Origin of the sequence: Nitratidesulfovibrio sp. (assembly GCF_040373385.1) — a bacterium.
In the GTDB taxonomy this organism is placed as follows: Bacteria; Desulfobacterota; Desulfovibrionia; order Desulfovibrionales; family Desulfovibrionaceae; genus Cupidesulfovibrio.
Map to the genome: position 1 here is coordinate 1 of NZ_JBDXXH010000003.1, position 14,177 is coordinate 14,177.

Here is a 14,177-nt window from a genome sequence, read left to right on the forward strand (position 1 = left end):
CCCGAACCCCCATCCCTCCCGCAAACTTTTTAATTGTCGAATATTTGCGAGGTTGCGGGGTTTGTTGCTATACGCCCTTGCATCTCCACTATCCTCATAATTGAAAAGCTTTGAAGGGGTGGAGGGGGTGTGGGGGAGGCGGGGAAACTTTCCCGAAAGTTTCCCCGCCTCCCCCACATTCTCTTCCTTCATGCCTTGATAGGTAGCGTCATGAACTTCACCATCCAGAGTCTCGGCAAGTCCTACAACGGGCAGGATATCCTGTCCGATTTCTCGCTCGAGGTGCAGTCGGGCGTGCGGCTGTGCGTGTGCGGCCCCAACGGCTGCGGCAAGTCCACGTTGCTGCGCATCATTGCGGGCGTGGAATCGGCGGACAGCGGCAAGGTGCTGCTGCCCAAGGGTTGCCGGCTCGGCTACGTGCAGCAGGAACTGGGCGACGACGTGCTGGACCGCCCCCTGCTGGACTGGGTGCTGGACGTGCTGCCTGCGTGGCATGACTTCTGGGCGGAGTGGGAGGCGGCGACCCATGCCGGGGACGAGGCAGCCATCCGACGGCTGGGCGCGAAGCAGGCCGAGCTTGAGCAGGTGTACGGGTACAACCCGGAACACCGGGCGCGGGCGGTGCTGTCGGGCCTTGGGTTTGCGGAACGCAAGTGGAGTCTGCCCATCCGCAAGCTGTCGGGCGGCTGGCGCGAGCGCGCCAAGCTGGCCCGCGTGCTGACGGCGGGCGCGGACGTGCTGCTGCTGGACGAACCCACCAACCACCTGGACCTGGAAGCCGTGGAATGGCTGGAAGCCTTTCTGATGGACTACAAGGGCGCGTTGGTATTCGTGGCGCACGACAGGGTGTTCATGGACAAGGTGGGCACGCACGTTTTGTACTTGGGGGCCAGCAAGCCCCTGTACCGGCGCGGCACGTTCAGCCAGTTCGTGGCCCTGCAGGATGAGGTGGAGGGCCAGCGCGAGCGCGAGGCCCAGCGGTTGCAGGAAGAGATAGCCCGCAAGATGGATTTCGTGCGGCGGTTCCGGGCCAAGGCCACCAAGGCGCGGCAGGCGGGCTCGCGCCAGAAGATGGCCAAGAAGCTGGAAAAGGAACTGGAAAACTACAGGCCGGAGCAGAAGCGGCGCGAGCTGGACTTTTCGTGGCCGGAACCGGCGCGGGCGGAAAAGACCATCCTCAGCGTGGTGGACCTGGAATACGCCTTTCCGGACGGCACGGGGCTGTGGCCCAGCCTGACCTTCAACATCTACCGGGGCCAGAAGATCGCGCTGGCCGGGCCCAACGGGTGCGGCAAGTCCACGCTGCTGAAGGTCATCGGCGGCAAGCTGGAAAAGAGCGGCGGCACGGTGGTCATGGGCACGCTGGTGCGCATGGGCTTTTTCAGCCAGCACCAGTTGGAGACGCTGAACCCCTCGGGCACGGTGCTGAGCGAAATCCGCCGCCTGTCCGACCCGCGCACCACGGAAGAAGAACTGATGAGCGTGCTCGGGCTGTTCCTGCTTGGGCAAAGCTATTTCGACCGGGTGGTGGGCGAGCTTTCCGGCGGTGAAAAAAGCCGCCTGATCCTGGCCACGCTGTTCCTGGCCCGCTGCAACTTCCTGGTACTGGACGAACCCACCAACCATCTGGACCTGGAAAGCCGCGAGGCGCTGGTGGAGGCGTTGCAGAGCTACGAGGGCACCATCCTGATGGTGGCCCACGACCGGCACCTGCTGTCCGCCGTGGCCGACGAGATATGGGCGTTGTCGCCGGGCGGCATCGCGGTGTACGAGGGCGGATTCGACGAATACGATGCGGCGCGCCGCCAGCAGGGTGATACCGGCAGTCTGGCGTCCGGCGCGGGCGAGGCCCGGCGCGATGCGCCGTCGCTTTCGCGCGACGACATGAAGCGCATCAAGCGTGAACAGGCCGAACAGCGCAACGCCCTGTACAAGGAACTGAAGCCCCGGCAGGACGCCTACGCCAAGCTGGAAAAGCAGCTCGAAATGTCGCTGGCCGAACAGGCCGAGGTGGAACAGACCCTGGCCGACCCGGCGGTGTACGCCGATGCCGCGCGGACCACGGAACTGCTGAAGCGCTTCGGCGAATTGCAGCGGCAGGGCGAGGAACTGTTCGAAAAGATGAGCGAGCTTGAGGCGGTGATTGCCGACCTGGAAACGCGGCGGGCGGCGCTTACCGTCGAGGGCACGTAAGATGAGCGCCGCAAGGTCCTTTCGCCCGTTGGCTTCCGACCCGGAGGGCGCGAAGCGTGTCCGTTGGGCGAGTTTGCGAGCCCTACGGACATCGTGCGCAGAGCGGTCAAACTTCGCTCGTCATAGCTCTGCTGTCCTTATCCGTAAGACTCGCGCTGCGCGCTCGCCTAACGGCTAAGGCTCGGTCGAATACAATAAGAGCGCGTTGCGGTCCTCATCCGTAAGGCTCGAAGACTCGCCAACGGCTAAGGCATACTCCCTCATGACAAGCTCGTTTTCCTCGCCAACGAACGAAAATCCTCTTGCGGCGGGCGGCGATCAGGACGCGACCGCGCCGTCCCCCGCCCAGCGCATCGCCGTGGTGGCGGGCATCCTGTGGGACAGCGGGCGGTTTCTGGCCGTGGAGCGTCCGGAAGGCAAGCCGCAGGCGGGCTTCTGGGAATTTCCCGGCGGCAAGATCGAGCCGGGCGAGACCCCGGCGGATGCCCTGACCCGCGAACTGCGCGAGGAACTGGGCGTGACCCCGGTGCAGGCCGCCTTCTGGCGCACCGTGCGGCACGACTACCCGCACCTGTCGGTGGAACTGCACTTCTTTCACGTGACGGGGTTCACCGGCACGGTCACCGCACTGGAGGGCCACCGCTTTGCGTGGCTGACCTGGGACGAGGCCATGCGCCTGCCGTTTCTGGAGGCGGACCTGCCGCTGGTGGCCGACCTGCGGGACGGGCCGGGGTAGGGCGGCGGGGCGGGGCAGTCCCGGAGGCAGGGCGTAAGAATCGATGTTTTTCGGGGGAGCGGGCGCACCGTTCCCCCGAAGTCCCTTTCACGGGGTTTTCTGGTAGAACATGGCCCGGCCCGGAAATGTTCGGGCGTGGCAGGACACATCGGGGGGTGGCGGCGTGCGGCGTCATCCGGATTGCTTCAGACGGGCACACGCCGGGAGGGCGTATGGGACAGATGGTGTGGATCGTGCTGGCCCTGCTGGCCGGGGCAACCCTGCCCACGCAGGCGGGCATCAACGCGGCATTGCAGGCAAGCTGGGCGCGGCATCCGGCCCTGGCCTCGCTGATTTCGTTCACCGTGGGCACGGCGGCGCTGGCGCTGTACGTGCTGGCGGCGCGCATTCCGTTTCCTTCGGTGTCCACGTCGTCGGCGTGGCAGTGGACGGGCGGTCTTTTGGGCGCGTTCTTCGTCACCGTGGTCACCTTTCTGGCCCCGCGCCTGGGGGCCACGGCCATGATCGCGCTGGTGCTGGCCGGGCAGATGGCGGCATCGGTGACCCTGGACCACTTCGGCCTGCTGGGCTACCCGGAGCGCCCGCTGGGGCTGTTGCGCTTTGCCGGGTTGGTGCTGGTGGCTGTGGGGGTGTTCTTGGTTCGCCGTTTCTAGGGGCTGTTCCAAATTGTCCTTTCGCCCGTTGGCTTCGTCAAACTTCATCTGCCATAGCTTTGCTGTCCTTATCCGTAAGACTCGCGCTGTGCGCTCGCCTAACGGCTAAGGCTCGGTCAAATACGATAAGAGCGCGATGCGGTCGCCATCCGTAATGCTCGAAGACTCGCATAACGGTTGCCGCATACTCCCTCATGGCAGGCTTGTTTTCCTTGCCAACGAACGAAAATCCTAATTTGGAACCAGCCCCCGAGCCTTGGTTGGCGCCGCGCCCGGCCCCGCGCGGTCAATTGCGTTCCGCCGCGCCTCGGCATATGGTGACCAATTCCGGCTGCGTGGCAAGTCTCGTCAGGGACATTTCCCGGCAAGAGCGGCGCGCGGCAGGTGCAAGCATTCCGGCAGGGTGATGGCAGGGGTTGCCGGGCCTTTTCCGAGGGGGAAGGCCCATGCGGCGGGTTGCTGCATCCGTTGCCGACATGGCGGGCGGTCGCCATGTACGGCGCCCCGGCGCGGGCCGCGCCAGGGTAGGGAATCCAGGGAAGTCGAGGGCCGGTGAGGGCCGGTGAGGGACGTCGGGCCGCTGCCCGACGCCAAGCGCAAGGAGTGCATCATGTCCAAGGAAAGACTTGTCGTCGCCGTGTGCGGGGCCACCGGGGCGGTGGGCCGCGAAATGCTGAACACGCTGGAACAGCGCGAATTTCCCGCGGCGGAGGTCATTCCCTTCGCCTCGGCCCGTTCCGCGGGCAACAAGGTGCCCTTCATGGGCGGCGAACTGACCGTGCGCGAACTGACCGAAGAATCCTTCCGGGGCGTGGACATCGCCCTGTTCTCGGCGGGTGGTTCCACCTCCGAGAAGTTTGCCCCCCATGCCGTGCAGGCCGGGTGCGTGGTGGTGGACAACTCCAGCGCGTGGCGTATGGACGAGCGCTGCCCGCTGGTGGTGCCCGAAGTGAACGCCCACGCCCTTGCCGCGCACAACGGCATCATCGCCAACCCCAACTGCTCGACCATCCAGATGGTGGTGGCGCTGAAGCCGCTGCACGACGCGGCCAGGATCACCCGCGTGGTGGTTTCCACCTACCAGGCCGTTTCCGGCACCGGGCAGAAGGCCATCGACGAGTTGGAAAAGCAGGTGCGGCAGATGTTCAACATGCAGGAGCCGGACGTTGCCGTGTACCCGCACCGCATCGCCTTCAACTGCCTGCCGCAGATCGACGTGTTCATGGACAACGACTACACCAAAGAAGAAATGAAGATGGTGCTGGAAACCGTGAAGATCATGGAGGACCCCTCCGTGAAGGTTACCGCCACCTGCGTGCGCGTGCCCGTCTTCTACGGCCATTCCGAGTCGGTGAACATCGAGACCGAGCGCAAGCTTTCGGCCAAGGAGGCCCGCGCCATCCTCGCGCAGGCCCCCGGCGTGCGGGTGTACGACAACCCCGCCCAGAAGATGTACCCCATGGCCATCGACGCGGCGGGCGAGGACGACACCTTCGTGGGCCGCATCCGCGAGGACGAGACCATCGCCAACGGCCTGAACATGTGGATCGTTTCCGACAACATCCGCAAGGGCGCGGCCCTGAACGCCGTGCAGATTGCCGAGGCGCTGGTGGAGCGGAACCTGTTGCAGGTTCGCGACCCGCAACTCTTCCTTCGTTAGGCCAACGTTCGACATCACGAATCCATCACGCGGCCATCCGAGCCCGGCATTGCAGGCCGGACGGATGGCCGCGCGTCCGCCCGGCGCAGAGGGTGCTTGCCCGCAGGCGCGCGTCCGCATCGCCATTCACCGCGACCTACCGCGTCCCACCGCAATAAGGAGTGATCACGCCGTGATCCCCGTGCTTGATACCGACGACTACGTTGCCCGCCTGCTGTCCCGCGAACGCCCCGGCGAAGCGGGCATCATCGCTTTCTACGAGCACCGCGTGGGCGCCATATGCCGCAACCCGCGCCTGATGCTCATGCCCCTCGACGACCATCTGGCCCATCGCGGCGACGGCATCTTCGAGAGCATGAAGTACCTGCACCGCCACATCTACCAGTTGGACGCGCACCTTGAGCGCATGCGTCGTTCCGCCGCCGGGCTGTACCTTGCACCGCCGTGTACCTGGGAGCGCCTGCGCGAGATCATCATCGAGGTGGCCCAGGCGGGCGGCGAGGCGGATGGCTCCATCCGCGTGCTGGTGGGGCGCGGCCCCGGCGGCTTCGGCATCGACCCTGCCGAATGCCCGGAACCCAGCCTGTACGTGGCCGCCTACCATTTCACCCCCAAGCCCGAGGCGTGGTTCGACAAGGGGCTGACGGCCTTCCGCAGTTCCATCCCCGCCAAGCAGGGGTACCTCGCGCGCATCAAGAACGCCAACTATCTGCCCAACGTGCTCATGACCCGCGAGGCGCACGAGCGCTCCATGGACGTGCCCTTCTCGTTCGACGACGACGGCTGCCTGGCAGAAACCGCCATCGCCAACGTGGCCCTGGTGGACGAAACCGGAACCCTGGTGGTGCCGGAGTTCACCAATGCCCTTGCGGGTACCACCGTGCTGCGCGCCGTGGAACTGGCCCAGGGCGAGGTGCCCGTCAGCTTCCGCAAGGTGCGCGAAGAAGAGCTGTACGCCGCCCGCGAAATTCTGGTGCTGGGCACCAGCTCCGACTGCGTGGCCGTGGTGGCCTACGAAGGCCGACCCGTGGCCGATGGCCGTCCCGGACCGGTTTCGCGCCGGTTGCGGGCGTTGTTGCAGGCGGATTTGATGGAGCAGGGCGTACCTTTCTAGGCCCATTCGCGCTCTGTCCTTTCGTCCTCCGGCTGACCGACCCAAAGGGCGCGAAGCGTGGCCGTTAGACGAGCTTGCGAGTCCTGTTGTTTCGGTGCGGGATGCGTATCGAAATGGTTATTTAACGATGATAGCGTATTGGATAGGATAAATGACCACCGACACCACCATGCACATCATTCTGCTGGACCTGGGGCGCGAGATGCGCGGGGGCCAGTTGCAGGTGTTCTACCTGGCCCGCGCGCTGCACCACAGTGACGGGTTTTCGGTGGTGGTGGCCTGTCCGGCGGGCGCGCCCCTGGCGCGTGAGGCGGCGGCGGCGGGCATTGCCGTGCTGCCGTTGCCGGGCCGCCGGTCGTGGAGTCCGCGCGCGCTGCTGGCCCTGCGGCGCGAGGCGCGCGGTCACGCCCGTGTGGTGCTGCACACCCACGATGCCCGCGCGGCCAGCCTGGGCGCGTTGTGCAAGGGCACGTGGGGGGCACAGGTGGTGCTGGTGCACACCCGGCGGGTGTCCTATCCGCTGGGCCGGGGCCTGAGCCGCCGCAAGTATCTGGCGGCGGACGCGGTGGCGGCGGTCAGCGCCGAGACGGGCGGCGTGCTGGCGGCTGCCGGGCTGGACCCGACGCACATCACGGTGATTCATTCCGGCATCGATCCCACCCGCTACGTTCCCCGGCGCGAGCGCGGCGACGGGCGCTTCGTGTTCGGCATGGTGGGCGCACTTACCCCGCAGAAGGGGCATACGGTGCTCATCGAGGCGTTGACGGCCTTGCAGGCGTGCGAGGCCGGGGGCGCGGAGGGTGACGTCGGCGGCAGCAAGTACGATGCCCCCCTGCCCCCGTGGGAGGTGCGTGTGGTGGGCGAAGGCCCGTTGTTCGGCACCCTGCTGGACCGCGCCGACGAACTGGGCGTCTCCTCGCGCATGGCCTTTCTGGGGCGGCAGGACAGCCGCCGCATGCTGCCTGACTGCGACGCGCTGATGGTGCCATCGGTGCACGGTGAGGGCAGCAGCGGAGTGATCAAGGAAGGCTGGGTCACCGGGGTGCCGGTGATCTGTTCCGGCCTGGCCTCCAATCTGGAACTGGTGCGCGACGGCGAGAACGGCCTGGTGGTGCCCCCCGGCGACGCCGAGGCCCTGGCCTGCGCCATGCGCCGTATCGCCACCGACGTCCCCCTGCGTGCCCGCCTTGTGGCGGGTGGCACGGCCAGCGCCGCCCACTACACCGACGTGCGCATGGCCGAAGCCTACATGGCCCTGTATCGCCGCCTGCGGTAGGGCGCTTCGCCCGTCGGCGCGGTCGGCGCGGTCGCCGGCATTTTCTTCTCGTTTCTCCCCCCTGCCTCCCTCGCCCCCTTGCCCCCCCCCTCGTCCCCCCTTGTCTCGCTGTCGCACCTGTTCTCCAGGCGCGTGCGTGTTGCCCATGGCTCCTCGCGTTTCGGGATGGGCGGCGTTGCCCGCGTCCGTTTTGCTCCATGCCTTTCGGTGCCCCTTCCGGTGGCATTCGACCGGTTTCCTGCGAGCGCGCGAGACACCATGGTGCCATGTGCCATGCGCGCTTGCCGCGCCATGGCCATTGCATGGTGCGGCGGGCATGCGAGTGAATACTTACGAAACTGGTAGGGGACGCGTCCGTAAATAAAGCGGGTTCTGTAATGGACGGCATGCATCAGTGCTACATGGGGTGCATCCGCATCGCATGGTGCGATTGGTGTCACGCAATGTCGGAAACGAGCATGCGCTGCAATGCATGGAGGACAGTTTTTCCGGCATACCTTGCGTGATGTTGCCAAAGGTAGGGTTTTCCCGCAGTGACAGGTGGCGCCGTGCGGTATAGATATGCCGTAAGTGAGCCGCTAGGGGGATTCTTCATGACTTGGGTGTTCATGATCGTGGCGCTGGCGGTGCTGGTCATCCTCATCGCCCGCGACCGGTGACGCCCCTGCGGCAGCCGTGCGCCAGCGGCGGAACGAATACGGAGGGGCAGAGCCCGAAAGAAAGGGGCCGGACGTGCAACGTCCGGCCCCTTTTCGCATGCGTTGGCCAACACGACGGGCAAGGGCCGGACGACGGTTCGTCCGGCCCTTGCGTCATTGTCATGGGCGACGGCGCGGCATGGTGTCCGTCACGCCGCGCGGGTGGTCAGCTGGCCGGTGCTGCGGCGGGCGCGGGCGCGGGCGGCGGCACCAGGCGCGTCTGGCCGTCCCATACGCGCGGCGCCTTGGGGGTGAGGGGGATGTACTTGAACCACTTGTGGGTGGCCATGTGGGCCGGGTCCATTTGCAGTTCGCGACTGTGCTTCAGGATGGGCGGCACAAGCTTCTTGATGTCGCCGTCCAGGTCTCTGGCGGTGGTGAAGGCCGCCGCGCGGATGGCCACGTCGACGGCTTTCTGGCTGTACTGCTGCGACTGGGCCAGGGTGTTCAGGGCCTTGGTGGGGTTGTGGAAGCCCACGCTGTTTTCCGCAGAGATCAGATCCCAGAAGAACTGGCCCTTGCGGCACATCTGGCGTGCCTCGATCATCAGGTCGTCGTAGTCGGCGGGCTTTGGGCCGGTGTATTCGGCGGCCATGCGGATGGCCTCGTGCGCCTTCACCGAGATGTCCTGGGCCACCATCAGCTGTTCCCACACCTTGTTCTGGGTGAACAGCACCCGCTGGCGCAGGTAGTCGGGGGTCTTGTCGGTGTGGCACTGGCGGCAGGCGCGCAGGTCCGGGTCCTTCAGCGGCGACGTCCAGTGGTGGGTGGACATCTTCTTCTTGCCGTCAAGCCGGGTGTACGACATGTGGCAGTCGGCGCAGGTTACCCCGGCGGAGCCGTGCACGCCGTTGATCCACGTTTCGTATTCAGGGTGCTGGGCCTTCAGCATGGGGGTCTTGGACACGGGGTGCACCCAGTCCACGAAGTTGCCCTCGAAGCCCTTGGTCGTCGTGTTGCCGTGGGTCTTGTAGTACTCGAACATCTCTTCGGGGTCGAAGCCGTTGGCCCACGGGAACACCGGCTTCTTGGCCGCGCCGAATTCCTTGTCCTGGAAGTAGTATTCCACGTGGCACTGCCCGCAGACCAGGGCACGCTTTTCGTTGCGGGGCAGGTTCTTGAATTCCTTGTTCTGGGTCTTCAGGTAGTCTTGCAGGGGCACGCTGTACAGGCGCAGTTCCATGGTCTGCGGCTCGTGGCAGTTGGCGCAGCCGATGGTGTGGTCGTCCACGTCCAGCTTCTGGCGGAACTCGTGAAAGTCCTTGGCCCAGAAGGCATCGCCGTTCTCCTTCACCCATTCCGTCATCTTCGGCGTCTTGCAGTTCCAGCAGGTGGAGGGCAGGCCCGCCTTTTCGCTGTAGTTGTTCAGCCGGTCGATGTGCAGGATGTCCTTCACCGCGTAGGTGTGGCCGCGCGCGGCGCGGTATTCGTAGCTGAAGGGGTACCCCAGCCACAGGTTCTTCAGGTACGGCTGGGCGTGCTTGTATCCTTCGGGCAGGGGGTTGACGTTGTCGTGCTTGTTGTATGGCACCGACCCGCCGTACTCGGTCATGATCTGCGATTCGTTGTTGCGCAGGTAGGTTTCGTAGTGCAGCGGAAATTCCGGCTTGAAGGCGGAATTCTTCAGTTCTTCTGCGGAAAGTTTGGTCTTGTAGGTGGGTGTCATGGGTTCCGAGGGCTCGGAACAGCCCGCCAGCACGGCGAGCGCCATGGCCACCAGCGCGACGAGAAGGCGACGGCTAGACATCGGCGGCACTCCTTCTGGCTATGGGCAGCTTGGGGGTATGGGGCACGTGACGGTGGCAGTCGGTGCAGTACTTCTTGGTTTCCATGGACACGGTCATGGTGGTGGCCACGTGGCAACGCCGACAGTTGACCTGCACCACGTCCCTGGTTTCTCCGCCGGGGTGGATCAGGTCGGGGATGGTGCCAAGGGTCGTCGAGTAGATGTCACGCGCGCCTTCCTTGGCCTTGAAGGGCAGCTTGGCGGCCAGGTTGTGCGGCGCATGGCATTCGTTGCAGGCAAGCTTCGCGTGCGGCGAGCGCTTGTGGGTCAGCGCCGCCTCGGCCATGGAATGGCAACTGCCGCAGAACAGGGCCTGGTCCGTGGCGGTCATGGCCAGGGCCGCGCCCACGGTAACGGCAACGCCAGCCAGCGCGGCCATGAGCATGATGCGCCATGGTCGTCCTGTGGGGTTGCTCCGCAGAGCGTGCATGGTTCCTCCTCCTGTTGGTGTGTCGTGCGTCTGCCCGCCGTGGCCCGGCCACCGGCGTGACCGGTTGCGGCATGTTCGATGTTGACCATCCGGTGGTTGGTGGCGGGTACGGCAGGGAATCCCCCCGTCATTGTATGCGTAATCAACATCCCGAGATACAATGATTATTTTTTCGGAGTTGCGAAGTCTGAACTTTTACAATTTTCTGATTATCGTACTAGAACGCTGTTTTTAAAGGATAAATGAAAATATATTGGGATGGCGTACAGCCGGGGCGCCCTTTCGATTTGGGTATCGGCGAGCGTGCGGATATACGGGATGGCCCTGCGCGCCGGGTGTTTGCCGGACGTTGTGCCCGCATCCCGTGAGAACAACAGGGAAAGAATTGGATGAATGCTCAATCCGCGTCGCGACGGTTGCAAGGGGGGCGGAGGGCTTGGGTGGTGGGGTGCCACACGGTGAGATGAAACTGTTCAGAACGGTGATAATACGTTTTTATTCACAAGGTTAAAGAATATATGATTGCGAAAATGTAATTTTAAGAGTGCTAAAATTGTAATAAAAAAACCAATATGCGCGTCATCAAACTCGCGATCTTGCCGTTTTTGGGATTTTCCGCTATCGCACGTGAACCCGCAGCGGATTGCGCATTCGTGTCATTCCGGGGCGGAGTCCACGCCATCCGGAGAACGCGTCCATGTGTCGATTGTTCGCCTTGACTTCGACAGAGCCCGTCTCCCCCATGGTGGCCATCAATGCCCTGAATGTGATGAAGGAAGGGCATGACGGCTCCGGGGTCGGGCTCTATCTATCCGGTCTGTCGGGTCCCTTTGCGGAGCACCCCGAATATCCCATCCTCTCCGGCATCTTCACCGAAAAGGGCCTGAAGCGGCTTGACGGAATCATGGACGACCTTGGGTTTCGTCCGTTCCATTCGGTGTCGATCATCAAATCCACGCCGCCCGCAGGCACGCCCAAGCGCGGCGTATACCTTGCCCGCGCCTACGAGCCGCCCAAAGCCTGGGCCGACATGCCCGAGGCCGAGCGCACCGCGCAGCTGGTGCAGACCCGCGTGGCCATCCGCCAGCAGGGCGAGGCCGAGCGCGACATGATGGCCTTTTCGTTCTGGCCGGGCGTGGTGATGATCAAGGAAGTGGGCGACCCGCTCACCGTGGGCGAGTACCTGGGCCTTGACCGGCCCGACCTGCACGCCCGCCGCATCCTGTGCCAGGGCCGCCAGAACACCAACTACGCCATCAACCTGTATGCATGTCACCCGTTCTTCATCGAGGGCGTGTGCACCATGACCAACGGGGAAAACACGGCGTTCATCCCGATCCGCGAATACCTTTCGTCGCGCAACGTGCCCGGCTACATGGGCTACCAGTCCGACTCCGAGGTGTTCACGCACATCATGCACTTCACGCATTACAAGCTGGGCCTGCCGGTAGAGGCGTACAAGCACGTCATCACCCCGCTGTCCGACGCCGAAATGGCCGGGCACCCCGACCGTGACATGCTGGCCCGCCTGAAGGTGCTGTGCCGCAAGATGATCATCGACGGCCCCAACTGCGTCATCGGCTGCCTGCCGGACGGCACCATGTTCATGGCGCAGGACCGCAAGAAGCTGCGGCCCGGCGTGGTGGGCGGCAAGCCCGGCATGTACGCCTTTTCGTCCGAGTTGTGCGGCCTTGATGCCGCCATCCCCGACCGCGACAAGACCCTCGACTTCCAGCCCATGCATCTGGACACGGCCTACGTCCGTCCCGAATGCCAAGAGGTGACCATATGCAGCCAACTGCAGGCATTACCCCGTCAACGCTGAGCGTGAAGGACCTGCCCTGGCAGGTCGAATGGAACAAGGACACCTGCACCCTGTGCGGGCGGTGTACCTCCGTGTGCCCGGTGAACGCCATCGAGCTTGCCGTGCACAGGAAGCGCGTGGTCGAAACCACCACCGGCCTCATGCAGAAGCCGAAGAACACCTATTCGGTGTTCCACGGCATCCGCCAGCGCACTGACGCGGCCTACGCCTGCATCGGTTGCGCCATGTGCACCATGGTCTGTCCCAACAACGCCATCCGGCCCATGCGCCTGGATGAAGGCACCACGCTGCGCTTCCACAACAACCGCGGGGGGCATGCCCGTACCCGTGGCGGGCGCCGCAATGCGCCGGACAGCCTGCTGGACCAGATCAAGTTCATCCGCATTTCCATGCTCACCGACCCCGCGCTGGACGCCGGGCGGCACGAGTTCGAGCTGCGCACCCTGCTGGGCCGCGTGCTGCCGCCCGAACAGGGGCTGAAGGCCTTCCAGGAAAACGGCTGGGTGCCTGCGGTGCGCGAAATCTACCCGCTGGTCATCGGCTCCATGTCCTTCGGCGCGCTTTCTCCCAACATGTGGGAAGGCTTGCAGATGGGCGTTGCCTACCTGAACGAGGAAATGGGCATGCCCGTGCGCATGTGCACCGGTGAAGGCGGCTGTCCGCCGCGCCTGTTGCGCTCGCGCTTCCTCAAGTACGTCATCCTGCAGATTGCCTCCGGCTACTTCGGGTGGGATGAAATCCTGCATGCCATCCCCCAGATGAAGGAAGACCCCTGCGCCATCGAGATCAAGTACGGCCAGGGCGCCAAGCCCGGCGACGGCGGTCTGCTGATGTGGCACAAGGTCAACAAGCTCATCGCCACCATTCGCGGGGTGCCGCCGGGCGTGTCCCTGCCCAGCCCCCCCACCCACCAGACCCAGTATTCCATCGAGGAATCCGTGGCCAAGATGATCCAGTCCATGAGCATGGCCTGGGGATTCCGGGTGCCCGTCTACCCCAAGATATCCGCCACCACCACCTCGCGCGCCGTGCTGAACAACCTGGTGCGCAACCCCTACGCGGCGGGCCTTGCCATCGACGGCGAGGACGGCGGCACCGGGGCGGCCTACAACGTGTCCATGAACCACATGGGCCACCCCATCGCCTCGAGCATCCGCGACTGCTACCACGACCTCGTGCAGCAGGGCTGCCAGAACGAGATCCCGCTTATCGCGGGCGGGGGCATCGGCAAGAACGGCAACCTCGCGCACAACGCCGCCGCCCTGATCATGCTGGGCGCCAGCATGGTGCAGGTGGGCAAGTACGTGATGCAGGCCGGGGCCGGGTGCGTGGGGTCGGAAATCGACCGCTGCAACATCTGCAACCTGGGCCGCTGCCCCAAGGGCATCACCTCGCAGGATCCCCGCGTGTACCGCAGGCTGGACCCGGAAAAGGTGGCCGAACGGGTGGTGGATTTCTACCTGGCCTTCGACACCGAACTGCGCAAGATCTTCGCGCCGCTGGGCCGGTCCACCTCGCTGCCCGTGGGCATGTCCGACGCGCTGGGCATTGCGAACAAGGATGCGGCGGAGCGTCTGGGCATCCAGTACGTCGTCTAGCGCGGACATTCGGGGTCTTTTGCCCTCCGGCTTCGTCAGGCGGTCTTTCCCTTCGGGTCACGTACCAAAGAGTACGCTCCCCTCGGAAAAGGCCCGCCTTCCTCGCCGGAGAACAAAATTCCTCCGAATGCCTGAGAACGGCGGCGCGTGAGGAGGAGGAAGCTCCTCCGGATGCCGGAGAGGTGCAGCGCGTGCTGAAGGACATCGC

General features: G+C 64.8%; 10 protein-coding genes. 8 read left to right on the plus strand and 2 right to left on the minus strand.

Annotated features, from left to right (window positions below; genetic code table 11):
* Positions 1-210 precede the first annotated feature (210 nt).
* The 6 genes from abc-f to ABWO17_RS06005 all read left to right on the plus strand — a co-directional run bounded on the left by abc-f (position 211) and on the right by ABWO17_RS06005 (position 7,632).
* The gene (abc-f, locus tag ABWO17_RS05980) at positions 211-2,193 is read left to right on the plus strand and encodes a ribosomal protection-like ABC-F family protein (RefSeq protein ID WP_353116659.1); all 1,983 of its coding nucleotides are present in this window, start codon (positions 211-213) and stop codon (positions 2,191-2,193) included.
* A gap of 262 nt (positions 2,194-2,455) precedes the next feature.
* Positions 2,456-2,929 (plus strand): (deoxy)nucleoside triphosphate pyrophosphohydrolase, encoded by a 474-nt coding sequence (locus tag ABWO17_RS05985; RefSeq protein ID WP_353116660.1) that lies wholly within the window; start codon positions 2,456-2,458, stop codon positions 2,927-2,929.
* 212 nt (positions 2,930-3,141) lie between these two features.
* Positions 3,142-3,582 (plus strand): DMT family transporter, encoded by a 441-nt coding sequence (locus ABWO17_RS05990; RefSeq protein ID WP_353116661.1) that lies wholly within the window; start codon positions 3,142-3,144, stop codon positions 3,580-3,582.
* Between the two features lie 610 nt (positions 3,583-4,192).
* A complete protein-coding gene (locus ABWO17_RS05995; RefSeq protein WP_353116662.1) occupies positions 4,193-5,242 on the plus strand; it encodes an aspartate-semialdehyde dehydrogenase in 1,050 nt (349 codons plus the stop codon).
* 172 nt (positions 5,243-5,414) lie between these two features.
* A complete protein-coding gene (locus tag ABWO17_RS06000; RefSeq protein ID WP_353116663.1) occupies positions 5,415-6,356 on the plus strand; it encodes an aminotransferase class IV in 942 nt (313 codons plus the stop codon).
* Between the two features lie 151 nt (positions 6,357-6,507).
* A complete protein-coding gene (locus ABWO17_RS06005; protein WP_353116664.1) occupies positions 6,508-7,632 on the plus strand; it encodes a glycosyltransferase family 4 protein in 1,125 nt (374 codons plus the stop codon).
* Positions 7,633-8,496: 864 nt separating this feature from the next.
* On the opposite strand, the gene ABWO17_RS06010 is transcribed toward ABWO17_RS06005, so the two are convergent.
* Both ABWO17_RS06010 and ABWO17_RS06015 read right to left on the minus strand, forming a co-directional pair.
* Positions 8,497-10,077: an ammonia-forming cytochrome c nitrite reductase subunit c552 gene (locus ABWO17_RS06010; protein ID WP_353116665.1), complete on the minus strand. Its 1,581-nt coding sequence runs from the start codon at positions 10,075-10,077 to the stop codon at positions 8,497-8,499.
* Complete coding sequence (locus tag ABWO17_RS06015) at positions 10,070-10,546, minus strand: cytochrome c3 family protein (RefSeq protein ID WP_353116666.1); 477 nt, start codon at positions 10,544-10,546, stop codon at positions 10,070-10,072. Before ABWO17_RS06015 ends, ABWO17_RS06010 begins: the two co-directional genes overlap by 8 nt.
* A 697-nt stretch (positions 10,547-11,243) precedes the next feature.
* On the opposite strand from ABWO17_RS06015, the gene ABWO17_RS06020 reads away from it, so the two are divergent.
* Entirely contained in the window at positions 11,244-12,371 is a 1,128-nt protein-coding gene (locus ABWO17_RS06020) for a class II glutamine amidotransferase domain-containing protein (RefSeq protein ID WP_353116667.1), read from the plus strand.
* Complete coding sequence (locus ABWO17_RS06025) at positions 12,335-13,969, plus strand: glutamate synthase-related protein (protein ID WP_353116668.1); 1,635 nt, start codon at positions 12,335-12,337, stop codon at positions 13,967-13,969. Before ABWO17_RS06020 ends, ABWO17_RS06025 begins: the two co-directional genes overlap by 37 nt.
* The last annotated feature ends 208 nt before the right edge of the window (positions 13,970-14,177 follow it).

What these genes read in the sequence shown, in the direction of transcription:
- abc-f (WP_353116659.1), top strand. Translation starts at nt 211, where the DNA reads ATGAACTTCACCATCCAGAGTCTCGGCAAGTCCTACAACGGGCAGGAT.
- ABWO17_RS05985 (WP_353116660.1), top strand. Translation starts at nt 2,456, where the DNA reads ATGACAAGCTCGTTTTCCTCGCCAACGAACGAAAATCCTCTTGCGGCG.
- ABWO17_RS05990 (WP_353116661.1), top strand. Translation starts at nt 3,142, where the DNA reads ATGGGACAGATGGTGTGGATCGTGCTGGCCCTGCTGGCCGGGGCAACC.
- ABWO17_RS05995 (WP_353116662.1), top strand. Translation starts at nt 4,193, where the DNA reads ATGTCCAAGGAAAGACTTGTCGTCGCCGTGTGCGGGGCCACCGGGGCG.
- ABWO17_RS06005 (WP_353116664.1), top strand. Translation starts at nt 6,508, where the DNA reads ATGACCACCGACACCACCATGCACATCATTCTGCTGGACCTGGGGCGC.
- ABWO17_RS06010 (WP_353116665.1), bottom strand. Translation starts at nt 10,077, where the DNA reads ATGTCTAGCCGTCGCCTTCTCGTCGCGCTGGTGGCCATGGCGCTCGCC.
- ABWO17_RS06015 (WP_353116666.1), bottom strand. Translation starts at nt 10,546, where the DNA reads ATGCACGCTCTGCGGAGCAACCCCACAGGACGACCATGGCGCATCATG.
- ABWO17_RS06020 (WP_353116667.1), top strand. Translation starts at nt 11,244, where the DNA reads ATGTGTCGATTGTTCGCCTTGACTTCGACAGAGCCCGTCTCCCCCATG.
- ABWO17_RS06025 (WP_353116668.1), top strand. Translation starts at nt 12,335, where the DNA reads ATGCAGCCAACTGCAGGCATTACCCCGTCAACGCTGAGCGTGAAGGAC.